We start from the raw sequence: 23,227 nt of genomic DNA on the forward strand, positions 1-23,227 counted from the left end.
GCCGTTCGTTTAGCAGGCGGCCCGCGCCCGGAAAACCCGCATCGCAAAAGCTTGCAAAAGGTCCATACGCCCAGCGGATGGCAGCCATTTTCCTGGTATGCCAGCATTGCCCCGCGGGGCGGGAATGTGTCATGTAGACGCGGTTTTCGAGATGGCGCGCCAACCGCGCCGACGGCCAAGAGAGCAAGACATTCGATGAGAAACTTCCATTTCCCCGGCAGGTCCACGGTCCACGCCACCAACGCGATGGTGGCGACCTCGCATCCGCAGGCCTCGCTCGCCGCGATCGAGGTGCTGCGCGAGGGCGGCACCGCGGTGGACGCGGCGGTTGCCGGCTCGGCCCTGCTCGGCGTGATCGAGCCGCAATCGACCGGCATCGGCGGTGATTGCTTTGCGCTGATCCAGCCGCGGGGCGAGGGCAAGATCGTCGCCTATAACGGCTCCGGCCGCGCGCCAAAGGCGGCGAATGCCGACTGGTATCTCGAACGCAAGATCAATTCCGTGCCGCTCACCTCGGCGCATGCGGTCTCGATCCCTGGCGTGATCGATGCCTTCGCGACCGTGCTGCGCGATCACGGCAAGTTCGGCTTCGACCGGCTGCTCCAGCCCGCGATCAAGGCGGCCGAGGAGGGCTACGTCGTCGCGCCCCGCATTGCCTTCGATTGGAAGAACCAGTTCGAGAAGCTGAAGAACGGTACCAACACCGTGCGCTATTTGTTGCCGGGCGGCCAGCCGCCGGTCGCCGGCGACGTCATTCGCCAGGCCGAGCTCGGCAAGACGCTGCGCGCGATCGCCAGGGACGGCCGCGACGCGTTCTACAAGGGCGAGATCGCGGAGGACATGGTCGAGACCCTCAGGGGCATCGCGGGCCTGCACACGCTCGACGATTTCGCCGCGCACACGACCGAAGTGACCACGCCGATCGGCACCATGTACAAGGGCTATGACGTCTGGCAGTGCCCGCCGAACGGCCCGGGCGTCACCGCGCTGTTGATGCTCAACATCCTGTCGCAGTTCGATCTGACCAAGTACGCGCCCGTGAGCGTCGAGCGCTTCCATCTCGAAGCGGAAGCGGCGCGCATCGCCTACATGAACCGCGAGATGCATGTCGCCTCTCCCGAGCACATGAAGATCAACGTCGCCGAGATGCTCGAGAAGGGCTTTGCCGACGAGTACATCAGCAAGATCCGCCTGGACGGCATGCTCGACCTGCCGAACGTCGCGCCGCCGATGAATCCCTCGACCATCTACATCACGGTCGTGGACAAGGACCGCAACGTCTGCTCGTTCATCAACTCGGTTGCGCATTCCTTCGGCTCGGCGATTGTCTCGAACAAGACCGGTGTCCTGTTCCAGAATCGCGCCGGCGGCTTCCGAATCCAGCCGGGCCATCCCAATTGCATCGAAGGCGGCAAGCGCCCGCTGCACACGATCATGCCGGGCCTGCTCACCAAGGGCGGCCGTTCCACGATGTCGTTCGCGGTCATGGGCGGCCAGTACCAGCCGACGGGCCAGACTCATCTCCTGACCAACATCCTCGACTACGGCTGCGACGTGCAGGAAGCGATCGACATGCCGCGCGGCCTGCACTACGAGGGACAGTATCAGCTCGAGGACAGCGTGCCGGCGGCCGTCGTCGAGGGCCTGAAGAAGCTCGGCCACAAGACCACCAGCGTGGTCGGCCCGCTCGGCGGCGCCCAGGCGATCTGGATCGATTGGGACAAGGGCACGCTCACCGGCGGCTCCGATCCGCGCAAGGACGGCTGCGCGCTGGGTTATTGATCGCCGGCGCAGTTCCCCACGCGAAATCAGGAAAAGTTGACGAAGGGCGGCGCGGCATTTGCTGCGCCGCCCTTCTCTCATCCGGAACTGCGCCCATTGCTCCAGGTTAAGGGGCGATGAGCGGTGCAGGCGTGCGCTGCTTTGCAGATCAGCGGCGGAGGCCTGCCATGCCCGACAAACCAGGTTCCAGATCATCCGGATTCGACCGGCGCGCCTTCATGACCGGCGCGGCGGGCAGCGCGCTGATCCCGATCACGGCGCGCGCGGCGTCGGAGGATGCCCGGGCGCCGGCCGCGCAGGATCCGTCGCTTCCCGTCGAGGTCACGCTGCGCGTCAACGGCAAGGACAAGCGCCTGACCATCGATGCGCGCACCACGGTGCTCGATGCCTTACGCGAACATCTCAAGCTCACCGGCAGCAAGAAGGGCTGCGACCACGGCCAGTGCGGCGCCTGCACGGTGCTGATCGACGATCGCCGTGTGCTATCGTGCCTGACGCTGGCACTCGCCGCCGAGGACCAGGAGATCACGACGATCGAGGGCCTCGCCACCGACGACCGCCTGCATCCGATGCAGCAGGCCTTCATCGACAACGATGCGTTCCAGTGCGGCTATTGCACGCCCGGTCAGATCATGTCGGCGATCGCGTGCGTGAAGGAGGGCCATGCCGGCAGCGAGGCCGACATCCGCGAATACATGAGCGGCAACATCTGCCGCTGTGCCGCCTATCCCAATATCGTCGCTGCCGTGAAGCAGGCCGCGCCCGAGATCATGAAAGGCTAGGCGCATGCGACCGTTTTCGTATCAGAGAGCATCAGACCCCGATATGGCCGTGCAGGCGCTCGGCGTCGCCGCAGCTGCAAACAATCCGCTGACGAAGGCGGCGGCGCAGCCGCTTGCCGGCGGCACCACCCTGATCGATCTGATGAAGCTCGACGTGATGCGACCCACCGCGATCGTCGACATCAATCCGCTGGCCCCCGCCTGGTCGGCGATCGCGCCAGGCGGCGACGGCTTGCGCCTCGGCGCGCTCGCCAAGATGTCCGACGTCGCCGCGCACGCCGAGATCCAGCGCAGCTATCCCGTGATCGCGGATTCGCTGAAGCTCGCCGCGAGCGCCCAGCTGCGCAACATGGCAACGCTCGGCGGCAACGTGATGCAGCGGACGCGCTGCAACTACTTCCGCGATGTCTCCTATGAGAACTGCAACAAGCGCAATCCAGGCTCCGGCTGTGCCGCAATGGACGGCGTCAATCGCATTCATGCGGTGCTCGGGACCTCCGATCAGTGCATCGCGACGTATCCTGGCGATTTCGCGCAGGCGCTGATCGCGCTCGATGCCATGATCGAGATCACCGGCAAGGCCGGTACGCGCAGCATGCCGTTCGCGCAGCTTCACAGGGCACCAGGCAGCACGCCCGACATCGAGACTGCGCTTCAGCCCGGCGAGCTGATCTCGGCGTTCTCGATCTCCGGCCGCTGGCCACGCTCCGTGTATCTGAAGGCCCGCGACCGGCAATCCTACGAATTCGCGCTGTCGTCAGCCGCCATCGCGCTCGACGTCCAGGACGGCACGATCCGCGACGCGCGCGTCGCGCTCGGTGGCGTCGCCACCGTGCCGTGGCGGGCGCGTGAGGCCGAGGCGCTGTTGAAGGGACAGAGGTTCGACGAAGCTCTGGCACAGCGCGTCGCCGATGCAGCTTTCGCAGACGCCCGCGGGCGCCGGCACAACAGCTTCAAGATTGCGCTCGGCAAGCGTGTCGTGGCACGCGCGCTCCAGCAGGCCGTAACGATGGAGATCTGACCATGACCGCTGCAGCTCCCGGGCCAAGGACGAATATGGGGCAGCCCGTGCCGCGCTATGATGCGGCCGCAAAGGTGACGGGGCGGGCGACCTATGCCTCGGACATGCCGCTGGACAATCCGGCCTACGCATTCCTGGTCACCAGCGCCATCGCCAAGGGCCGGATCGACCGCTTCGACCTCGACGATGCCAAGCGCGTCCGCGGCGTGATCGACATCGTCACGCACGAGAACGCCCCGAAGCTGAAGGAGTCGAAACTGTACAGCAATGGCGGCTATGCCGGCACGACGATCCAGCCGTTGAAATCGGCCGAGATCGCCCATGACGGCCAGATCATCGCCGTGGTGGTGGCGGAGAGTTACGAGGCCGCGCGCGAAGCGGCCAACCGCGTCAAGGTCAGCTATAGCGCTGCTACGCCCAGCGCGACTTTCGATTCGCCGGGGACGACGACAGCCGCCGCGAAAGGACAAAACTCGCAGTTCAAGGAAGACCCGAAGGTCGGGGATTTCGCCAAGGCGTTCGACGCGGCCGAGGTCAAGCTGACCGCCTCCTACGAGACGCCGACGCAGCATCACAATCCGCTGGAGCTGTTCACGACCAGCTGCACCTGGATGGGCGACAATCTCGTCATCTACGAGGGCAGCCAGTATGTCCATGGCCTGAAGCACGGCGTGGCCGAGCAGCTCGGCATCGACGCCGACAAGGTGCGCGTGGTCAATCCCTATGTCGGCGGCGGATTCGGCTCGCGAGGTTCGATGACACCGCGCACCGCCATCATCGCCGCCATGGCCAGGCGCCTGAACCGTCCGATCAAGCTGGTCCCGACCCGCGACCAGGGCTTCACCATTACCACTCATCGAGCCGAGACCCGTCACGAGATCAAGCTTGGTGCGAGCCGCGACGGCAGGCTGGTCGCCTTGAGGCATGAGGGGGCCGAAGTCTCCTCGCGCCCCGACGCCTATTGCGTCGGCGGCACCAAGACCACCACGCGGCTCTATGCCTGTCCGAACGTGGACAGCCTGGTCTCGATCGTGCGTGCCGATCGCAACACGCCGGGCTTCATGCGCTCGCCCCCGGAGGTGCCGTATCTGTTCGCGCTGGAGAGCGCGCTGGACGAGCTCGCCGTGAAGCTGAACATGGATCCGGTGGAGCTTCGCCGTATCAACGACGCCACCAGGGATCCGATTGATGGCAAGCCCTACACGTCGCGATCGCTCATGGCGTGCTTCGACGAAGCCGCCAAGGCGTTCGGCTGGTCGCAGCGCTCGCCACAGCCGAAATCGATGTCGGATGGCGACTGGTTGATCGGCTACGGCTGCGCCGCCACGTGCTATCCGACGCTGGCGGGACCGTCCGCCGCGCGCGTGCGCCTGCAGCGCGACGGCCGCACGCGCGTCGAGATCGCCGGCCATGAGATCGGGACCGGCGCCTACACCGTCATCGCCCAGACGGCTGCCGAGCGGCTCGGCGTGCCCCTTGAGAAGGTGGCGGTCTTCATGGGCGATAGCGACCTGCCGCCCGCGCCGGTTGCCGGCGGCTCCAATTCCACTGCCAGCACCTGCTCGGCCGTGATGATGGTGTGCGACCAGATCCGACAGCGCCTATTCAAGGCGCTGATGCCCAGCGACAGCCTTGCCGACAAGGCCAAGGAGACCGTCGGCATCAGCCCGGCACCCTCGACCCAGGCCGCCAAGGGCGATCGCTCGCTCGATATCGAGAAGGCGTTCGATGCGCTCGGCGTCGGCGTGGTCGAAGAATATGGCGAGTGGAAGCCGGAGGGCGCGCCGCTGGATTCCTTCAGGGCCATGCACAGCGGGCAGGTCCGGCTGGTCGGCGGCCATCAAATGAAGGACCAGATCGCCTATGCGTTCGGCGCCGAGTTTGTCGAGGTCCGCATCAATCGCTTCACGCACGAGATCCGCTGCCCCCGCCTGGTCGGCGCCTTCGCGGCAGGCAGGATCATGAATCCGCGCACCGCGCGCAGCCAGCTCATGGGTGGCCTGATCTGGGGCATGTCCTCGGCGCTGCTCGAGGCCACCGAGATCGATGAGCGCAATGCGCGCTACGTCAACGACAATCTTGCCGATTACCTCGTGCCCGTGAATGCCGATGTGCCCGGTGTCGAGGTCATTCTGCTCTCCGAGGAGGATGATCGCATCAACCCCGTCGGCGTGAAGGGCCTCGGCGAGCTTGGCAATGTCGGCACCAATGCTGCGATCTGCAATGCGGTCTACCATGCCACGGGACAGCGTATCCGCAGGCTGCCGGTTCGGCTCGAAGATATCGAGCTCTAAAGGGGGTGGAAACGGCGACCGCCTTGGGTTAGACACCTCCCGCCTCAAACGGAAGGTGTTTTATGCAGCGTTTCCAGCGCGCGCTCCTCGCCCTGATGTCGGCACTCGCGATCACCGTGATCGCCAACGTGTCGCATTTCGTTTCCACAACGGCCTCGGCCCAGACCGCAGGAAAGACCATGACCACAGCTTCAGGCTTGCAGATCATCGACTCCACCGTCGGCACCGGCGCCTCGCCGCAGCCCGGCCAGATCTGCGTGATGCACTACACCGGCTGGCTCTATGAGAACGGCCAGAAGGGCAAGAAATTCGACAGCTCCGTCGATCGCAAGGAGCCGTTCGAGTTTCCGATCGGCAAGGGCCGCGTCATCGCCGGCTGGGACGAGGGCGTTGCCTCGATGAAGGTCGGCGGCAAGCGCACGCTGATCATCCCGCCGCAGCTCGGCTACGGCGCCCGCGGTGCCGGCGGCGTGATACCGCCGAATGCGACGCTGATGTTCGACGTGGAATTGCTCGCGGTGAAGTGACTGACGTCTCTACATCGTCATGCCCGGGCTCGTCCCGCCTGCGCGGCCGAAGCCGCTTCGGCGAGGCGAAGGCTCAGGCATCCACGATCTTCGTGCCGTGCGGTCTAGACGTGGATGGCCGGGTCAAGCCCGGCCATGACGGATGAAATCGATACAAGTAAAAAGACCGGCCTTAGGGCCGGTCTTTTCACTTTCAATCTTACGCGCGTCACTCCGCCGCGCGGCGAGCCGCAGCGGCGGCGCGATCCATCGCATCCTTCGCGGCGTCCTTGGCATCGCCCATGGCCTGCTGGCCCTTGCCCTTCACTTCCTGCACCACGCCCTCGCCTTTCATGCGATCGGATCCGGTGGCTTCACCGACGCCCTGCTTGGCCTTGCCGATCGCCTCGTTGGCGGTGCCCTTGATCTTGTCGGTCGTGCTGCCCATGGAAATCTCCTTTCGATTTGCTTGGAATGACAACGCTGGGCGGCTATGAGGGTTCCGATTTTGGCATGGCTTGCGGCTGCGGCTTTGGGTTAGTTTGCCGCGCACGGAACCAACAGAAAGCAAGTCCCATGACCGGCCCTGACCATTCGCATTCCCACCATGACCATGGTCATCATCATGATGACCGCTGGAAACATGACGGCGTGCGGGTCATTCCCGGCAATCAGCTCGATACCAACGTGCCGTCGACAGCGGGCATGGACCGTGCGGCCGCGATCAATTTCGCCCGCGTCGGCGCCCAGAAATTGTGGGCGGGCACCGTCAGCATCAAGCCGGATGCCAAGACCGGCGCGCATCACCACGGCCATCTCGAAAGCGTCATCTATGTCGTGAAGGGCAAGGCGCGCATGCGCTGGGGCGAGAGCCTGCAATTCACCGCGGAAGCCGGCCCCGGCGACTTCATTTTCGTCCCGCCCTACGTGCCGCACCAGGAGATCAACGCCAGCCCCGACGAGGTGCTGGAATGCGTGCTGGTGCGCAGCGACGGCGAGGCGGTGGCCATCAACCTCGACATCGAACCGGTCGAGAAGCCCGAGACCGTGCTGTGGATCGACCCGGTGCACCGGGATCCCAACGAGAAGAAGTAAGGCCCCGCAGTCGGGGTCCGAAAAATTTGTCGGAAGTGATGTCGGATGGCGGCCTGGCCATCCGTCCTTGGCCAGAACCCCGCCAAGGAGCTTCCGATGCCCAAGATGATCTTCGTCAACCTGCCGGTGACCGACCTCAAGCGCGCGACTGCCTTCTATGAGGCGGTCGGCGCGGTCAAGAACCCGCAATTCAGCGACGAGACCGCGAGCTGCATGGTCTTTTCCGAGACCATCTTCGCCATGCTGCTGACCCACGACAAATTCCGCCAGTTCACGCCGAAGCCGATCGCGGACGCCAGGACCTCGAACCAAGCGTTGTTCTGCCTGTCCGCGGACAGCCGCAGCGAGGTCGATGACATCGTTGGCAGGGCGGAGGCTGCAGGAGGCGTTGCCGATCCCAGCCCGAAGGACGAATACGGCTTCATGTACGGCCGCAGCTTCGAGGATCCGGACGGCCACATGTGGGGCGTGAACTGGATGGACCTTTCAGCCGCCCCTCTGCAGCCCGACCTGGCGAACGCCTGAGCCGAAACAGCAGACCTCAAGAGGAGCATTCACCATGTCCAAGCTCGTGCCCTGCATGTGGTTCAACGGCGATGCCGAGGACGCTGCAAAATTCTACGTCTCGCTGGTCCCGAATTCGGCGATCACACACGTTCAGCGCAACGTTTCGGACGGCCCCTCCGGCAAGGAAGGCTCCGTGCTCGTCGTCGAGTTCACCGTGGCCGGACAGAAGCTGGTCGCGCTCAATGGCGGCATGAAGATGGAATACACCCACGCCATTTCGCTGATGATTCATTGCGACGACCAGGCAGAGGTCGACAGTGTCTGGAACGCGTTCCTCGCCCATGGCGGCAAGGCGGAGCAGTGCGGCTGGCTGAGAGATCGCTGGGGCGTGGCCTGGCAGATCGTGCCAAAGGTGATGTTCGAGTTCCTGTCGAGCCCGGACAAGGCCGCAGCCGCGCGCGCGATGCACGCGATGATGAAGATGGTCAAGCTGGATGTCGAGGTGTTGCGGCGCGCGTTCGAGGGCAAGTCGGCGGCGTGAGGGCAGGTCGCTCTCGCCACATACTCACTGTCATCGCCCGGCTTGACCGGGCGATCCAGTACTCCGAGACGGCAGTGATTAAACCGATGGGCCGCGGCGTACTGGATGCCCCGGTCAAGCCGGGGCATGACAGCGGAATGTGAGGCGGGATTCTCGCCGGCTAATAATTAATCCGCAGCCCCACGCCGCCATGGATCGTGTTGCCGACCGGCTGCGGGCCCAGCGTGCCGTTGGCGAAGAGGTCCACGATCCAGCCCTTCTGCACGCGGAAACCGAGGCGGCCGCCATATTCGAACCAGCCCTGGTTACCCATGGTCGGCACCACCGTGCCCTGGCCGGTCACTGTGGCGACGATGCCGCTGTGGCTGGCGAAGGACTGCACCCAGCCGCCATTGATGTTGGTCTCGATGCTGCTGCCGAACAGATGCGTCCACTGGCCGCCGATCTTGACGAGGCTGGTGCGGTCGGTGCCATCAGCGATGCTGGCGTCGAACGGATTGAACGCCACCGCGCTGTCGCGATAGCCGGAGACGCGTTGCCAGAGCTGCCAGACCTCGATCGAGGCCGCGACCTCGTCGCGCGGCGAGAGGCGGCTCATCCAGCCGGCGCGGCCGTAAACGGCGTAGTTGGACGCGTTGGTCGAGCTCGTCACGGTCACCGGCCCGAGGCTGGTGTCGTAGCTGCGCGTGTAGCGCGCCTTCTCCCATGGCGTCAGGATCGCGCCGACGTCGAAGAACGGGCGCGACGAGCCCCAGTCGGTGAAGTCGTAGCGCAGCGCGAAAGCGCCGATCGGTGCGCTCGTGATCTCGTAGCCGCGCCCTTCGTAGTGCGTATAGGCGATGCCGGCGAGCAGCGAGAGATTGTTGGTCAGCGCCTTGCGACCATGGATGCCGGCCGAGAACGAGCCGGCCGAGCCGAACGCGCTGATGCAGTCGCCGCAATTGATCTGCTCGTTGACGCCGAGCAGCACGGTGCCGAGCACCCGGTTGGTGATCATCTGATTGAAGCGCTGATTGGCAAGGCCGCCGATCGAATTGCCGCTGGAATCCGCGCCCGTCGGTCCCGACGGCGACGGAGCCGGGCTCGGTGAAGGCGACGGATAGGGGCTGGGCGATGGGGAGGGGGTCGGCGTGGGCGAGGGATTCGGCGACGGGGAATAGGTCGGGGACGGATATGGCGACGGCGAATAGGTTGGGGACGGAGTGGGCTCTGGTTCACCGCACTCGGACCCGCACTCCGAGGCCTGTGCAGCCGCCGGGCGGGCATCGAACGTGACGAGCGCAAACGCCGCAGATGCGGCCAGCGCAGCGGCAAGGATGAGGCGCCGAACGGTGAATTTCGCCATCGTCAGCGCCCGCACAGCATGGCGTCGTCCTCGACGGCAGGCGTGATGGTCGGCGAGGCGCCGGCATACTGGTTGACTGCGCACAACCCGGCGCTCGCGGCGCAATTGGCGGCGAAGGTCCAGGGCGGCGTGTTGCTCTTGGTGATGCTCACCTTGCCGCCAGTCGAGGTGATGATGGCGGTGTCGCCGGGCTGGGTGAGTTGCACGCACTGGGCGCTCTTCGTGCACACGCTGGCCGCGCCGTCCTGAAGCACAACGACGGAGCGCCCGCGCTGCGAGAGAATGTCGAGCGTGGTGCCGCGCACGCCGATGGTGGCGAGCGGTGTCGTGATCTTGTAGGCGGCCTTGTCGGAGCGTCCGGTGACGAAGCGGAAGGCGCCGGTGGTCATGCGGATCGCGACGTCACGATAGCTGTGCTCGTCGTTGAAGACGGTGCGGTCGAGCTTCAGCGTGGCGCTCGGCCCCAGTGATAGATTGGTGCTGTCGGCCATCACGAAACGCGCCGCGCTGTCGGCGCCGGTTCGCACGGTCTCGTCGCGCAGCATGCTGTCGCCGACATTGATCGGCGTCGTGGTCGCGGCGACGCGCACCACTTCGTTCTGAATGACGACAGCCTGGCCGACGCGCGTCTGCGCTTCGGCGCCGGATGCCGCACAGATTGCGGCCGTGAGCAGTGTGGAGAAAAGGCAAAAACGCAAATTCATTTCGCAACCGATCGATGTGTCCCTGATCGTACCGGATCGCGCGCGCTTCTGATGTGGCGGAATTATCACAAGCGGCGCAGGACCTGCGTCATGCTTAGTGACAGTTGCGGCAGAATGCGTTCAATGACGGGAAGCAGTTTATTTTTCTCCGCGGTGAAGCCAATTTGCCACGCAAGACAGCCCCAGAAAAGATGCGCGAATTGCCTGCGGTTCCTGAGGTGTCGCGGAGTGCAGTGATTGCTGTCGCGATCTTCCTGGTCGCGCATCTGGCGCTGTTGATCGGCGTCGTCACGCCGGAAAAATTCGTGTTCGATGAGGTGCATTACGTGCCGGCGGCGCGCCAGATGCTGACGCCCGCGATGTCGCAGCCGATGCTCAATCCGATGCATCCGCCGCTGGCCAAGGAGATGATCGCGGCATCGATCGCAACGTTCGGCGACAACGCGCTTGGATGGCGTTATCCCGCGACCTTGTTCGGCGCGCTCGCGATCGTCGCGATCTATCTGTGCGGACTCGCGTTGTTCGCCGCGCAGGGGCCGGCGATCGCCGCCGCGCTGATCGCAGCCTTCAACCAGATGCTGTACGTCCAGGCGCGCATCGCGATGCTCGATGTCTTTGCGCTCGGCTTCGGCCTGCTCGCCACCGCCGCCTTCATGCATGGGTTTCGCAGAGAGCGGCCGCAAGCGCTGTTCGCGGTGGCGGGCAGCCTGTTCGGCCTTGCGGCCGCGTGTAAATGGAGCGGCCTGTTCCCGCTCGGCGTCTGCATCGTCATTGTTGCGGTGATCCGCCTGATGCAGGGCTGGCATACGCTGTTCGCCGACGCGAAGCCGGACGACTGGTATCGGCCGGAGCTTTGGCCCGGCCTGAAGCTGCATCATGTCGCGCTCTGCTTCGCCGTCCTGCCGGCATTGGCTTATCTTGCCGCCTTCGTTCCGCTCTACGGGTTATCGCTGCCGGACTTGATCGAGGCGCAGCGGCGGATCTTTGCCGACAACACCACGACGGCCATCGCCGGCCACACCTATATGAGCGCATGGCCGTCCTGGCCGCTGCTCGCGCGCCCGGTCTGGTTCCTGTTCGACAAGACCGCGGAGGACCACATCGCCGCGATCGTCTTCCTCGGCAATCCGCTCGTGCTGTGGCCGGCTCTGCCTGCACTCGCCATGGTGCTGCGCGATTTCATCGTGGCGCGGCGCTGGGATGCATTCCTGATCGCCACATTCTATTTCGGTCCCTGGCTCGCCTGGGCGTTGCTGCCGCGCACGCTGGGCTTCATCTATTACTATCTGCCGGCCGCGACCGCGGCGTCCCTGGCACTGGTCTATGTGCTGCGCCGCGAGGGTCTGCCGCGCTGGCTGTTGTGGGCTTATGTCGGCGTCGCGGCGGCCGGCTTTGCGGTGATGCTGCCGATTTCCGCGGCCTTCGTCGGCACCTCGATGGGGGGCTTCAACCGGCTGATGCTGTTCCAAAGCTGGATATGAGTTCGCCGCCCGCCGGGCTGCGGCAGGCGGCGTGTTTTACTCCAGGAGCCGAGAATCATTTCGCTGCGGTCTTGGTGTCCATGTTCACGACCTGGACCCGGCGGTTCATGGCGTCAGCGCCGTTGGCGGCATCCTTCAGCTTGGTCTCGCCGTAGCCGACGGTGACGAGATCGTTGCCGTTGAGGCCGTAATTCTGCATCAGGTACTTCTTGATGGTGTCGGCGCGCCGTTCGGAGAGACCTTGATTGTATGCTTCGCCACCGGTCGCGTCGGTGTGGCCGGCGACCACGAAGGTCGAGCCCTTCAGCGCCGGATCGGACAGCGCCTTGCCGAGCGCCTGCACCGAGGCCATCGAGGTCTTGGCGATGTCGGCCGAGTTGTAGTCGAACTGGATCTCCAGATCGATCTTCGGCTTGGTGGCAGCGAGCTCGGCGATCTGCTCGCGCTCGCCTGTCGAGAGCGACCGGGTCGAGCGGTTGCGCACGGTGTTCAGGAAGGTCGCCTCCTTGGCCTGCACGGTCGTGTCGGTCTGGGGGCCAACGGACAGGCCGCGGGTCGCCGGCTTCGGCTTCAGCGCATCGACGATCTGGCCGGCGGAGATGTTGTTGTCGCCAGCCAGCGCAAGGCCGGCCGTCATCGACAGGACGGCTGTCAGGGTGATCGCCGTCAGTCCAAAAGACTTATTGAAATGGGTCATGGTGGTATCCTCGCTGTTACGCCTGATGGCGATTTGATGCTGCGAGCGTAGGGCAGGTTCAACGGCTCTGATGTGATCTTGGTCACATTGGAAGCGGCGAGCCGAGGGCACTGTGGTCCGGTTCGATCATTCACAGTTTGCTTAGAGCCGGCCGTACTGGGTTCCGGGAAACCCGAACGTCGCAAAGGCGTCGCCTCACCGCCCGCCCGCGAACAAGAATTCGTCCAGATGTCCGCCTAACACACTTCAATCATTCGATAATTTGACGCGAGGGGAGCCGAGTTCCGTCCTGTGCCGAGGCCAAGTGACTATCAGCGCGACTATCAATTCCATCGCAGCGGCCCGCCGGATCGGACAGTGACCCTGAACGCAATGCCCATCTATATCGGTGCGGCGATGATCGCGGTGGCCATCCTGCTGTCGACCCTGATCACCGGGCTGACCAACCGCTATGTCGGGCTCGAAGGGCCGACAGACGAGAACGTCTGGCTGGTCGATCGCCTCACCGGCAGTGTCTATCGCTGCCAGGCAGAAGGACGTGGCAAGGCCATCTGCGACCCGGAGGTCGCCACCGGCAGCGTCGGGGAGCGCCCAAAAGCCGCACGCTGAAAAGCGGGTATCACTGCAGCGCAGCAACGAAATTGTCTTTTCCCTGCAAACTTGTGGCTGAAGAATGGCGGTGCGTTGGCCGGCATCAGGCCGGCTGCCTACTCGAGGAGAGAACTTGATGAAGACCCTGTTGCTCGCGACGGCATTCGCCGCACTTGCTCTGTCCCCCGCATCCGCCGCCAAGATGGCGTGCACCAGTGCAAACATGGCAAAGCTCGTTGCCGGCATGGGCGGCGAAGACACGCCCGCCAAGATCGCGGCGAGGAAGTCGATGGCCGCGGCCAATTCCGACATGAGCAAGGGCAACATGCGTGGAGCGTGCAAGCACTATATGAGTGCCGAGAAGGCGATGGCGATGAAGAAGTAGGCTTCCGCCTGATCCCCACACGTCATGGCCGCGCTGGCAGCAGATGGCAGCGCGGCCTTTTCGTGTCCCGCTTCTTTCCTCGCGGCGAATCCCGTTACATTGCACGCTGCAATGTCCCGCACGTCCAAACCGCTTCCGCTCTCGACGACACAGGCCCGGCAGATCTGGCTGCATGCCCAGCGGCTGACCGACCGCGCTCCGTTTGGCGAAGGCGCAGAGGCCGTCTCGGCCGCCGTCGCCCATCTCGGCTATGTGCAGATCGACACCATCAACGTCATCGAGCGTTGCCATCACCACATCCTGTTCAGCCGGATCCCGACCTACCGCCGCGCCGATCTGCGCCAGGCCCAGAGCATCGACAAGACCGTGTTCGAGTACTGGACGCACGCGCTCTCCTACGTGCCGGCGAACGACTTCCGCTTCTTCCTGCCGGCGATGCGCGAGCACCGCCGCGAGGGGCACAAATGGTTCGCCGCGGTGAAGCCGGCCGACACGCGCAAGGTGATGCGGCTGCTGCGCGGCGGGCCGCTGACGATCCGTGACATCGACGACGACGTGCTCGTCGAGAAGGAGCATCTGTGGCAGAGCCGCAAGCCCTCGAAGCGGGCGCTGCAGCTCGCCTTCTATACCGGGGCGGTCACCATCAGCGCGCGCCAAGGCATGCTCAAGACCTACGAGCTGACGACGCGTCATTTCGGCTGGGACAGGCTGCCGAAGCCGGCGCCGGCAAGCGAGATCACGGCCTATCTGCTCGACCGCGCGTTGCGCTCGCAGGGCGTGGTCAGCCTCGATTCGGTCTGCCATCTCGATGCGCCCAGCAAGAAGCCGGTCGCGCGCCTGATCGCCTCGCGCGTCCGCCGCGGCGAGCTCGTGCCCGTCGCGATCGAGGGCGCCGGTAAGCAGGAGCACTGGGCTTCGCCCGCAGCGCTTGAGCCGCATGAGGTGTCGCCCGATCTCGTCCACATCCTCTCGCCGTTCGATCCCCTGATCATCCAGCGCAAGCGCACCAACCTCATCTTCGGCTACAACCACTTGTTCGAAGCTTATGTGCCGAAAGCCAAGCGCAAGCTCGGCTATTTCGCGCTGCCCGTGCTGGTCGGAGACGAGATCGTCGCCGCGCTCGATCTCAAGACCGATCGGCAGAACAAGAAGCTGTTGATGCAGAAATGGACCTGGGTCGGGCAGGGCAGGAAGACGGCGGGCCGCAAGGAGCTGAAGCGCGTGATCGAGGAGGAGCTCGACCGTTTCGAACGGTTTCAGCTCGCGGAGTGAGGCTCCGACGGCAGTCTTGTAGGGTGGGCAAAGCGAAGCGTGCCCACGTTTTGCCTATTCGATGACGAGACGTAGGCACGGCGCTACGGCGCCTTTGCCCACCCACCGCGCATGGCAACGCGATCGATCCACATGCCAAACGCAATCCCAACCGCATAGGCCAGCAAATTCCAAAGCGAGAAGATGCGGCCGAGCAGCAACGCGCCGGCGGTGGTGAGGCGGAACGCATCGAGCCAGGGAGTATGCATCAGGCGGGAGAACTCGACGACTGCCGCGATCACTATCGCGATGGCTGCGAGCTGGCTCCGTGTCAGCCGCGGCAGCACGACTCCTGCCAGCAGAAACACCATCGTCGCCCACAGCAGCGAGCCGCCGTACTTCACGATGAACGCAGGCAGGCCGAGCGGGAAGCCGTACCAGCGAAGGGACAGCCCACAGGCAATCACTGCGAGCGCGAAAGCAGCGCGGATCAGTGAGGTCTGTAGAGGCGCAACAGGCGTGCCCGGCTGCGTCTCGTGCATTGCTTGCTCCATTGACTCTTTGCTCGCGATGCTGAAAACGGCCGCAGACCCGAAAAAAGCAACAACCCCGGGGGAAGCCATGAGCCAGACCACGACCTATGCCGGTTCCACCGGTGCCACCAAGTCGGACATCGAAACCTCGACCATCCGCGCCATCTCCTGGCGCCTGATTCCGTTCCTGGTGCTGGCCTACTTCTTCTCCTATCTCGACCGCGTCAATCTTGGCTTCGCCGCGCTCACCATGAATGCGGACCTGAAGTTCACCCCGCTGATCTACTCCTGGGGCGCCGGCATCTTCTTCATCGGCTATTTCATCTTCGAAGTGCCGAGCAACCTCGCCCTGGAGAAATTCGGCGCGAGCCGCTGGATCGCCCGCATCATGGTGACCTGGGGCATCATCTCGGCGCTGATGGCGGTGGTCAGCGGGGTCACCAGCTTCTACGTCCTGCGCTTCCTGCTCGGCGTCGCCGAGGCCGGCTTCTTCCCCGGGATCATCCTCTATCTCACCTATTGGTATCCGGCCGAATATCGCGCCCGCTTTCTTGCGGCCTTCGCCATCGCGGTGCCGGTCTCGACCGTGATCGGCGCGCCGATCTCGGGCCTGTTGCTCGGGCTCGACGGCATGATGGGCCTGAAAGGCTGGCAGTGGCTGTTCATCATCGAGGGCATCCCATCGGTGCTGCTCGGCATCGTCACCTGGTTCTATCTCACCGACAAGCCGGAGAAGGCGGACTGGCTCTCGGCCGAGCAGAAGGCCTGGCTGAAGGCGAAGCTGGATGCGGAGATCGCGGCCAAGCAAGCGGTGAAGCATTTCTCGCTCGGCGAGGCGCTGTCTTCACCGAAGGTGATCGCGCTCAGCCTGGTCTATTTCGGCTTCGTCGGCGCGCTCTACGGCATGCAGTTCTGGCTGCCGCAGATCGTCAAGGCGTTCGGTCTCACCAACGCCCAGACTGGATTCGTCACGGCGGTCCCGTATCTGTTCGGCACCATCGCTATGATCCTGTGGGCGCGGCATTCGGATGCGAGCCGCGAGCGCGTCATGCATGTCGGCGCGCCGCTGCTGCTCACCGCAGTCGCGCTCGGCATCTCCTCCTATCTCACCGATCCCACGCTGACGATGGTGGCGCTGACGGTGGCCGCGATCGGCGTGTTCTGCTGCTTCGGCGTGTTCTGGACCCTGCCGACCGCTTGGCTCTCCGGCACGGCCGCCGCCGGCGCCATCGCGCTGATCAACTCGATCGGCAACCTCGCCGGCTTCGGCGGGCCGTACCTGATCGGCTGGGTCAAGGAGGCGACGGGCCAGACCTCGACGGGCCTCTTGGTGCTCGCCGTGCTGCCGTTGATCGCGGGCATCCTGGTGTTCGTCGGCGGACACGACAGCAAGCACGAATTCGCCGACCAGGAGCGGTGAGGGGATTTTTGTAGGTGGGCAAAAGGCACGCACTTCGCGCGCTGTACCCACCATCTTCGCCGCAGAGCGGTTCTGGTGGGCACGCTCCGCTTTGCCCACCCTACAATAACACCTCGCGGCGAGGCCAATCCCTCCTTACCACTCCTTCACGATCACGCATTCCTGATGACTGACGATTATTGACTTTTATCAGTGAACAGTCGACATTCCTCTCAGTCGAGATGCAGGAGTGTCCTTCGATGTTCGTCCGGTCGATTTTGTCGAGCTATTCCAAGCTTTTCGCAGGAGCCGCGCTCGCCCTGATGGCCGTTTCGCTGGCAGGGTGCAATGATACTGTCGCCGAAAAGGCCGAGCCGCCGCGGCCGGTTCTGGTGGCAACTGCCCATTACGCTGCCGAGACCCCGGAGCGCAGCTTCGTCGGCACTATCCGTCCCAGGATCGAGAGCGATCTCGGCTTCCGCGTCGCCGGCAAGGTTGCCAAACGCCTCGTCGAAGTGGGCCAGACAGTCGAAGTCGGCCAGCCGCTCGCCACCCTCGACGAGGTCGACCTGAAGCTCCAGGCCGAGCAGGCCGTTGCCGAGCAGACCGCCGCAACCGGCGTGCTTGCCCAGGCCGCCGCCGCCGAGCAGCGCGCCAAGGACCTCAAGGCCAAGGGCTGGACCACGGACGCCCAGCTCGACCAGAGCCGCGCCGCCGCCGATGAAGCCCGCGCGCGCTTGAACCGGGCCGAGCGCTCGGTCGAGTTGACCAAGAATTCCCTTTCCTACGCGACGCTCAACGCCGACGCCCGCGGCGTCGTCACCGCAACGCTGATCGAGCCCGGCCAGGTGGTTGCCGCGGGCCAGGCTTCGATCCGTGTCGCCCGCTTTGCCGAGAAGGAAGCGGTCGTCGCTATCCCTGAGACGCTGGTCGGACGCGCCAAGTCGGGCGTCGCCAGCGTCACTCTCTGGTCCGAGCCGAACAAGAAATACACGGCCAAGCTGCGCGAGATCGCGCCGGCAGCCGATCCCGCCACGCGCACCTATCTGGCAAAGTTCTCGCTGCCCGAGGCCGACGACAAGGTCGCGCTCGGCATGACGGCGACGCTGACGCTGTCGGATACCGCGACCGAGCGCGTTGCGCGGTTGCCGCTGTCGGCGCTCTTCAACGAAGGCGGCAAGCCCTCCTTCTACGTCGTCGACGACAACGGTGGCGTCACGCTCAAGCCGGTCACGGTGAAGTCCTACGAGAGCAAGGACGTCGTCATCACCGGCGGCGTGGAGGAGGGTGCCAAGATCGTCGCCCTCGGCGTGCAGAAGCTCGATCCCGGCCAGCGGGTGCGGATCGTGTCGTCCTTGTCGTTCTGATCCGTCGTTTGAAAGTCTGGTCCTTCGGACCATCCCGGAATGACAAGAGAAGTGAGTTACGTCGTGTGAGGTGAGTTTCGGCCTTTGTCCCTAAGCAAAGGCTGAAGCGGCGAAGCGATCCAGAACCTGCCCAGCCCCCTGGATTGCTTCGCTGCCTCGCGACGACTGTTTGAACAGAGCGGCTGTCGTTGTTTGCAACTGGATCGTCTTCGGAGAGTGCGATGAAGCGCTTCAACCTTTCGGCCTGGGCCGTCAGCCATCCGACGCTGGTGCTCTTCCTGATGATCATCCTCGGCGTCGCCGGCTTCTTCTCCTATGAGAAGCTCGGCCGTGCCGAGGATCCGTTCTTCACGGTGAAGGTGGTCAACGTCTCCGTGATCTGGCCCGGCGCGACCGCGCAGGAAATGCAGACCCAGGTTGCCGATCCCATCGAGAAGAAGATCCAGGAGCTGCCCTATTTCGAAAAGGTGCAGACCTATTCCAAGCCCGCCTTCACCGCGCTCCAGGTCACCTTCCGCGACAACACGCCGCCGAAGGACGTGCCCTACCTCTTCTATCTCCTGCGCAAGAAGCTGGTCGACGTGCAGGGCCAGCTGCCGTCCGGCATTCTCGGGCCCGTCGTCAACGACGAGTTCTCCGACGTCGATTCCATCCTCTACATGATGACCGGCGACGGCGCCGATTATGCGCAGCTCAAGAAGGTCTCCGAAGGTTTTCGCCAGCGCCTGCTCAAGGTGCCCGGCGTGACCAAGGTCGACGTCTACGGCAACCAGGATGAGCGCATTTTCGTCGAGTTCAGCCACGCCAAGCTCGCCACGCTCGGCATCACGCCGCAGGCGCTGTTCGATTCGCTCGCCAAGCAGAACAACGTGACGCCGGCCGGCACGGTCGAGACCTCCTCGCAGCGCGTGCCGCTGCGCGTCACCGGCGCGCTCGACGGTGCCAAGGCCGTCGCCGAAACGCCGGTCGAGAGCAACGGCCGCGTGTTCCGTCTCGGCGATATCGCCACCGTCACCCACGGCTATGTCGATCCGCCGAGCTTCGTCGTGCGCCAGGAAGGCAAGCCCGCCATCGGCATCGGCGTCGTCACCGCCAAGGGCGCCAACATCCTCGATCTCGGCAAGGAGGTCGAGAAGGCCACCGCCGACTTCATGAAGGCGGTGCCGCAGGGCATCGACGTCAAGCTGATCGCCGACCAGCCCAAGGTGGTCGAGCACGCCGTCGGCGAGTTCGTGCACTCCTTCATGGAAGCGCTCGTCATCGTGCTGTTCGTCTCGTTCCTGGCGCTCGGCTGGCGCACCGGCATCGTGGTCGCGCTGTCGGTGCCCCTGGTGCTCGGCATCGTCTTCATCGTCATGAACACGATGTCGCTCGACCTGCATCGCATCACGCTCGGCGCGCTGATCATCGCGCTCGGCCTGCTCGTCGACGACGCCATCATCGCGGTCGAGATGATGGTGGTGAAGATGGAGCAGGGCTGGGACCGCATGCGTGCGGCGTCCTTTGCCTGGGAATCTACTGCGTTTCCGATGCTCACGGGGACGCTGGTCACGGCCGCTGGCTTCCTCCCCATCGGCTTTGCCAATTCCGCGGTCGGCGAATATGCCGGCAGCATATTCTGGATCGTGGCAATCGCGCTGGTCGCCTCCTGGTTCGTGGCGGTGATCTTCACGCCCTATATCGGCGTCAAGCTGCTGCCCGAGATGAAGGCGCACCACAACCATGATCCGCATGCGGTCTACGAGACCCGCATGTACCGCGGCCTGCGCGCCATCGTGAAATGGTGCGTCAACCACCGCATCACCGTGGTGGTCGCGACCGTCGGCGTCTTCGCCGCCTCGATCGTCGGCTTCGGCCAGGTCCAGCAGCAGTTCTTCCCACTCTCGGAGCGCCCCGAGCTGTTCCTGCAGCTGCGCCTTCCGGAAGGCACCGCCTTCAACGTCACCGAGAAGGCGGTGAAGAAGGCTGAGACGCTGCTCAAGGACGACAAGGACATCGAGACCTATACCGCCTATGTCGGCCAGGGCTCGCCGCGCTTCTGGCTCGGCCTCAACCCGCAGCTTCCGAACGAGGCCTTTGCCGAGATCGTCATCGTTGCCAAAGGGGTCGAGGCGCGCGAGCGCATCAAGGCCAAGATCGAGACCGCGGCCGCCGAGGGGTTCCTGACCGAGGCACGCGTGCGCGTCGACCGCTTCAATTTCGGTCCGCCGGTCGGCTTCCCCGTGCAGTTCCGCGTGATCGGCCCGGACGCCAACAAGGTCCGCGAGATCGCCTACCAGGTCCGCGACGTCATGCGGGAGAACAAGAGCGTCAAGGACGTCCAGCTCGACTGGAACGAGCAGTCGCCCTACCTCAAGCTCGTCGTCGACCAGGACCGCGCCCGCGCCATGGGCCTGACCCCGCAGGACGTCTCGCAGGCGCTGGCGATGCTGATCTCGGGCTCGCAGGTCACAACCGTGCGCGACGGGATCGAGAAGGTCGGCGTGGTCGCCCGCGCGATCCCGTCCGAGCGCCTCGACCTCGGCGGCGTCGGCGATCTCACCATCACCTCGCGCAACGGCGTCGCCGTGCCGCTGCAGCAGATCGCTCGAATTGAATATGCCCATGAGGAGCCGATCATGTGGCGGCGCAACCGCGACATGGCGATCACCGTGCGCTCCGACGTTGTCGACGGCGTGCAGGCCCCTGATGTCACCAACCAGATCACGCCGAAGCTGAAGGCGATCAAGGATCACCTCGAGCCGGCCTACCGGATCGAGCCGGGCGGCGCGTTCGAGGAATCCGCCAAGGGCAACGCCTCGATCTTCATCCTCTTCCCGGTGATGGTCATGGTGATGCTGACGCTGCTGATGATCCAGCTGCAGAGCTTCTCACGCCTGATCCTGGTGTTCCTGACCGCGCCGCTCGGCATCGTCGGTGCCTCGCTTGGCCTCAACGTCGCCAATGCCCCGTTCGGCTTCGTGGCGCTGCTCGGCCTAATCGCGCTCGCCGGCATGATCATGCGCAACACGGTCATCCTGGTCGACCAGATCGAGACCGACGTCAGCCACGGCCTGACCCGGCGCGAGGCGATCGTCGAGGCGACCGTCCGCCGTGCCCGGCCGGTGGTGCTGACGGCGCTCGCCGCCATTCTCGCCATGATCCCGCTGACGCGCTCGGCCTTCTGGGGCCCGATGGCGATCACCATCATGGGCGGCCTGTTCGTCGCGACCTTCCTGACGCTGCTGTACCTGCCGGGCCTCTACGCCCTGTGGTTCCGCAAGAGCCTGGACGAGGCCGGAACGCCCGAGCAGCCGGCCGCGCCGCAGCATGGGAGCGATGACCCGCACGCAATTCCGCTTGCCGAAGCGGCTGAATAGATGAGAAGACTGTTGACCAGCGAGTCCTGACTGATGGCCCTTGTTTCGGAACATATCGAAGTCGACACCCGGGATCGCATCCTCGAGGTGGCCGAGCGGCTGTTCCGCCAGATCGGCTACCAGAAGACGACCGTCGGCGACATCGCCAAGGAGCTCAGGATGAGCCCCGCCAACGTGTATCGCTTCTTCGAATCGAAGAAGGCGATCCATCAGGCGGTGGCCCGCTCGCTGATGGGCGAGGTCGAGCTGGAGGCGCAGCGGATCGTGGCAAGGCCCGGTCCGGTGCTGCCGCGCTTCCGCGAGCTGCTCATCACCATTAATCGCATGAACACCGAGCGCTATGTCGGCGACAACAAGCTGCACGAGATGGTCGCGATCGCGATGGAGGAGGACTGGGAGGTCTGCGTCGCCCATATGGAGTGCATCGCCGGCGTCATCGGCCAGATGATCGCGCAAGGCGTCGCCTCCGGCGAGTTCGAGGCGCCGGACCTGCAACTGGCCTCGCTGTGCGCCTGCACCGCGATGATCCGCTTCTTCCACCCCCAGATGATCGCCCAGTGCGCCACCAAGCCGGGCCCGACCATCGACCAGATGATCGATTTCGTCATCGCGGGTCTGTCGCCGCGCCACTGACGGGCGGGGCGTTTTCTCCTATAAGCAGACTGATCGCCCCGGCACGACCGCCGGAGGCGGACCGGGACGGACCCAAAAACTCCGTCATTGCGAGCGCAGCGAAGCAATCCAGACCGTCTCCGCGGAGGGATTCTGGATTGCTTCGCTGCGCTCGAAATGACGAAAGGAAGCAGCGCGTGACCGACAAAGACCTGTACTTCTACGAACCCTCCAAGGGCCACGGACTCAAGCACGACCCCTTCAACGCCATCATCGCGCCGCGGCCGATCGGCTGGATCTCCTCGCGCGACGCCAGGGGCCACGTCAACCTCGCGCCCTACAGCTTCTTCAACGCGTTCTGCTACGTGCCGCCGATCATCGGCTTCTCCTCGACCAACTGGAAGGACACGGTCGAGAACATGCAGCAGACCGGCGAGTTCGTCTGGAATCTGACGACGATGGATCTCGCCAAGCACATGAACGCGACCGCGGCGCATGTCGCCCCCGAGGTCGACGAGTTCGAGGTCGCGGGCCTCACCGCCGTGCCCGGCAAGCTCGTCAATGTCCCGCGCGTCGGCGAGAGCCCCGTCGCCTTCGAGTGCAAGGTGTCCGACATCGTCCGCCTCAAGGGCGCCAATGGCAAGGAGGCCGACGCCTGGCTGACGCTCGGCGAAGTCGTCGCCGTCCACATCGACAAGGCCTTGATCAAGGACGGCGTCTACCAGACCGCCGCCGCCCGCCCCATCGTCCGCGCCGGCCGGCGCGGCGATTATTTCGAGATCAAGCCGGAGAACATGTTCGAGATGGTCCGGCCGGACTAGGCCACTTCCGTCATTCCGGGGCGACGCGCAGCGTCGAGCCCGGAATCCATTCATCGACCAACGCTGCGGCACGATGGATTCCGGGCTCACGCTTCGCGTGCCCCGGAATGACAGTGGAGAGACATTCAGCCCCCACCCCCTCCCGGAACTGCAC

The 23,227-nt window shown here is 64.7% G+C and carries 22 protein-coding genes; 17 read left to right on the plus strand and 5 right to left on the minus strand.

What is annotated here, in order from left to right:
* The first annotated feature begins 195 nt into the window (after positions 1–195).
* The 5 genes from ggt to I6F36_RS35230 all read left to right on the plus strand — a co-directional run bounded on the left by ggt (position 196) and on the right by I6F36_RS35230 (position 6,406).
* A complete protein-coding gene (gene ggt / locus I6F36_RS35210) occupies positions 196–1,782 on the plus strand; it encodes a gamma-glutamyltransferase (protein WP_225173031.1) in 1,587 nt (528 codons plus the stop codon).
* Between the two features lie 167 nt (positions 1,783–1,949).
* Positions 1,950–2,564 (plus strand): (2Fe-2S)-binding protein, encoded by a 615-nt coding sequence (locus I6F36_RS35215; protein ID WP_225158257.1) that lies wholly within the window; start codon positions 1,950–1,952, stop codon positions 2,562–2,564.
* Positions 2,565–2,568: 4 nt separating this feature from the next.
* Entirely contained in the window at positions 2,569–3,585 is a 1,017-nt protein-coding gene (locus I6F36_RS35220) for a xanthine dehydrogenase family protein subunit M (RefSeq protein ID WP_225173032.1), read from the plus strand.
* A gap of 2 nt (positions 3,586–3,587) precedes the next feature.
* Positions 3,588–5,879 carry a xanthine dehydrogenase family protein molybdopterin-binding subunit gene (locus I6F36_RS35225; RefSeq protein WP_225138968.1) on the plus strand — a complete coding sequence of 764 codons (2,292 nt, stop codon included), beginning with the start codon at positions 3,588–3,590 and terminating at the stop codon, positions 5,877–5,879.
* Between the two features lie 62 nt (positions 5,880–5,941).
* Positions 5,942–6,406: an FKBP-type peptidyl-prolyl cis-trans isomerase gene (locus I6F36_RS35230; protein WP_036024769.1), complete on the plus strand. Its 465-nt coding sequence runs from the start codon at positions 5,942–5,944 to the stop codon at positions 6,404–6,406.
* 208 nt (positions 6,407–6,614) lie between these two features.
* Here I6F36_RS35230 and I6F36_RS35235 read toward each other — a convergent pair whose 3' ends face one another.
* Positions 6,615–6,833: a CsbD family protein gene (locus I6F36_RS35235; protein WP_036013900.1), complete on the minus strand. Its 219-nt coding sequence runs from the start codon at positions 6,831–6,833 to the stop codon at positions 6,615–6,617.
* A 128-nt stretch (positions 6,834–6,961) separates the two neighbouring features.
* On the opposite strand from I6F36_RS35235, the gene I6F36_RS35240 reads away from it, so the two are divergent.
* The 3 genes from I6F36_RS35240 (at position 6,962) to I6F36_RS35250 (ending at position 8,528) form a co-directional block, all read left to right on the plus strand.
* A complete protein-coding gene (locus I6F36_RS35240) occupies positions 6,962–7,480 on the plus strand; it encodes a cupin domain-containing protein (protein WP_036024770.1) in 519 nt (172 codons plus the stop codon).
* Between the two features lie 96 nt (positions 7,481–7,576).
* The gene (locus tag I6F36_RS35245) at positions 7,577–8,005 is read left to right on the plus strand and encodes a VOC family protein (RefSeq protein WP_225112441.1); all 429 of its coding nucleotides are present in this window, start codon (positions 7,577–7,579) and stop codon (positions 8,003–8,005) included.
* Between the two features lie 34 nt (positions 8,006–8,039).
* Positions 8,040–8,528, plus strand: a complete 489-nt coding sequence (locus tag I6F36_RS35250) for a VOC family protein (protein ID WP_225112442.1) — start codon at positions 8,040–8,042, stop codon at positions 8,526–8,528.
* 160 nt (positions 8,529–8,688) lie between these two features.
* On the opposite strand, the gene I6F36_RS35255 is transcribed toward I6F36_RS35250, so the two are convergent.
* Together I6F36_RS35255 and I6F36_RS35260 are read right to left on the minus strand one after the other, a co-directional pair.
* Complete coding sequence (locus I6F36_RS35255; protein ID WP_192893325.1) at positions 8,689–9,873, minus strand: hypothetical protein; 1,185 nt, start codon at positions 9,871–9,873, stop codon at positions 8,689–8,691.
* A 2-nt stretch (positions 9,874–9,875) separates the two neighbouring features.
* The gene (locus I6F36_RS35260) at positions 9,876–10,577 is read right to left on the minus strand and encodes a FecR domain-containing protein (protein ID WP_057026234.1); all 702 of its coding nucleotides are present in this window, start codon (positions 10,575–10,577) and stop codon (positions 9,876–9,878) included.
* A 191-nt stretch (positions 10,578–10,768) separates the two neighbouring features.
* Between I6F36_RS35260 and I6F36_RS35265 the strand changes: the two genes are divergently transcribed.
* The gene (locus I6F36_RS35265) at positions 10,769–12,058 is read left to right on the plus strand and encodes a glycosyltransferase family 39 protein (protein ID WP_225128113.1); all 1,290 of its coding nucleotides are present in this window, start codon (positions 10,769–10,771) and stop codon (positions 12,056–12,058) included.
* Between the two features lie 55 nt (positions 12,059–12,113).
* Here the strand turns inward: I6F36_RS35265 and I6F36_RS35270 are convergent, their stop codons facing one another.
* Positions 12,114–12,755, minus strand: a complete 642-nt coding sequence (locus tag I6F36_RS35270; RefSeq protein WP_225115083.1) for an OmpA family protein — start codon at positions 12,753–12,755, stop codon at positions 12,114–12,116.
* A 372-nt stretch (positions 12,756–13,127) separates the two neighbouring features.
* Here I6F36_RS35270 and I6F36_RS35275 point away from each other — a divergent pair, with 372 nt between their 5' ends.
* The 3 genes from I6F36_RS35275 (at position 13,128) to I6F36_RS35285 (ending at position 15,003) form a co-directional block, all read left to right on the plus strand.
* Positions 13,128–13,364 carry a hypothetical protein gene (locus I6F36_RS35275; protein WP_225128381.1) on the plus strand — a complete coding sequence of 79 codons (237 nt, stop codon included), beginning with the start codon at positions 13,128–13,130 and terminating at the stop codon, positions 13,362–13,364.
* A 118-nt stretch (positions 13,365–13,482) separates the two neighbouring features.
* Positions 13,483–13,731: a hypothetical protein gene (locus tag I6F36_RS35280; protein WP_036035285.1), complete on the plus strand. Its 249-nt coding sequence runs from the start codon at positions 13,483–13,485 to the stop codon at positions 13,729–13,731.
* 111 nt (positions 13,732–13,842) lie between these two features.
* On the plus strand, positions 13,843–15,003 hold the full coding sequence (locus tag I6F36_RS35285; RefSeq protein WP_225173033.1) for a winged helix-turn-helix domain-containing protein: 1,161 nt from the start codon (positions 13,843–13,845) through the stop codon (positions 15,001–15,003).
* An 83-nt stretch (positions 15,004–15,086) separates the two neighbouring features.
* Here the strand turns inward: I6F36_RS35285 and I6F36_RS35290 are convergent, their stop codons facing one another.
* Positions 15,087–15,524 carry a DUF2809 domain-containing protein gene (locus I6F36_RS35290; RefSeq protein WP_225173034.1) on the minus strand — a complete coding sequence of 146 codons (438 nt, stop codon included), beginning with the start codon at positions 15,522–15,524 and terminating at the stop codon, positions 15,087–15,089.
* A 79-nt stretch (positions 15,525–15,603) separates the two neighbouring features.
* Between I6F36_RS35290 and I6F36_RS35295 the strand changes: the two genes are divergently transcribed.
* The 5 genes from I6F36_RS35295 to I6F36_RS35315 all read left to right on the plus strand — a co-directional run bounded on the left by I6F36_RS35295 (position 15,604) and on the right by I6F36_RS35315 (position 23,073).
* Positions 15,604–16,935: an MFS transporter gene (locus I6F36_RS35295; protein ID WP_225173035.1), complete on the plus strand. Its 1,332-nt coding sequence runs from the start codon at positions 15,604–15,606 to the stop codon at positions 16,933–16,935.
* A gap of 239 nt (positions 16,936–17,174) precedes the next feature.
* Entirely contained in the window at positions 17,175–18,281 is a 1,107-nt protein-coding gene (locus I6F36_RS35300; RefSeq protein WP_225148777.1) for an efflux RND transporter periplasmic adaptor subunit, read from the plus strand.
* A gap of 221 nt (positions 18,282–18,502) precedes the next feature.
* Positions 18,503–21,640 carry an efflux RND transporter permease subunit gene (locus tag I6F36_RS35305; RefSeq protein WP_109145020.1) on the plus strand — a complete coding sequence of 1,046 codons (3,138 nt, stop codon included), beginning with the start codon at positions 18,503–18,505 and terminating at the stop codon, positions 21,638–21,640.
* A gap of 33 nt (positions 21,641–21,673) precedes the next feature.
* Positions 21,674–22,273: a TetR/AcrR family transcriptional regulator gene (locus tag I6F36_RS35310; RefSeq protein WP_036013870.1), complete on the plus strand. Its 600-nt coding sequence runs from the start codon at positions 21,674–21,676 to the stop codon at positions 22,271–22,273.
* A 176-nt stretch (positions 22,274–22,449) separates the two neighbouring features.
* Entirely contained in the window at positions 22,450–23,073 is a 624-nt protein-coding gene (locus I6F36_RS35315; RefSeq protein ID WP_036024785.1) for a flavin reductase family protein, read from the plus strand.
* The last annotated feature ends 154 nt before the right edge of the window (positions 23,074–23,227 follow it).

It is taken from the genome of Bradyrhizobium sp. BRP19 (genome assembly GCF_020194195.1).
In the GTDB taxonomy this organism is placed as follows: domain Bacteria; phylum Pseudomonadota; class Alphaproteobacteria; order Rhizobiales; family Xanthobacteraceae; genus Bradyrhizobium; species Bradyrhizobium yuanmingense.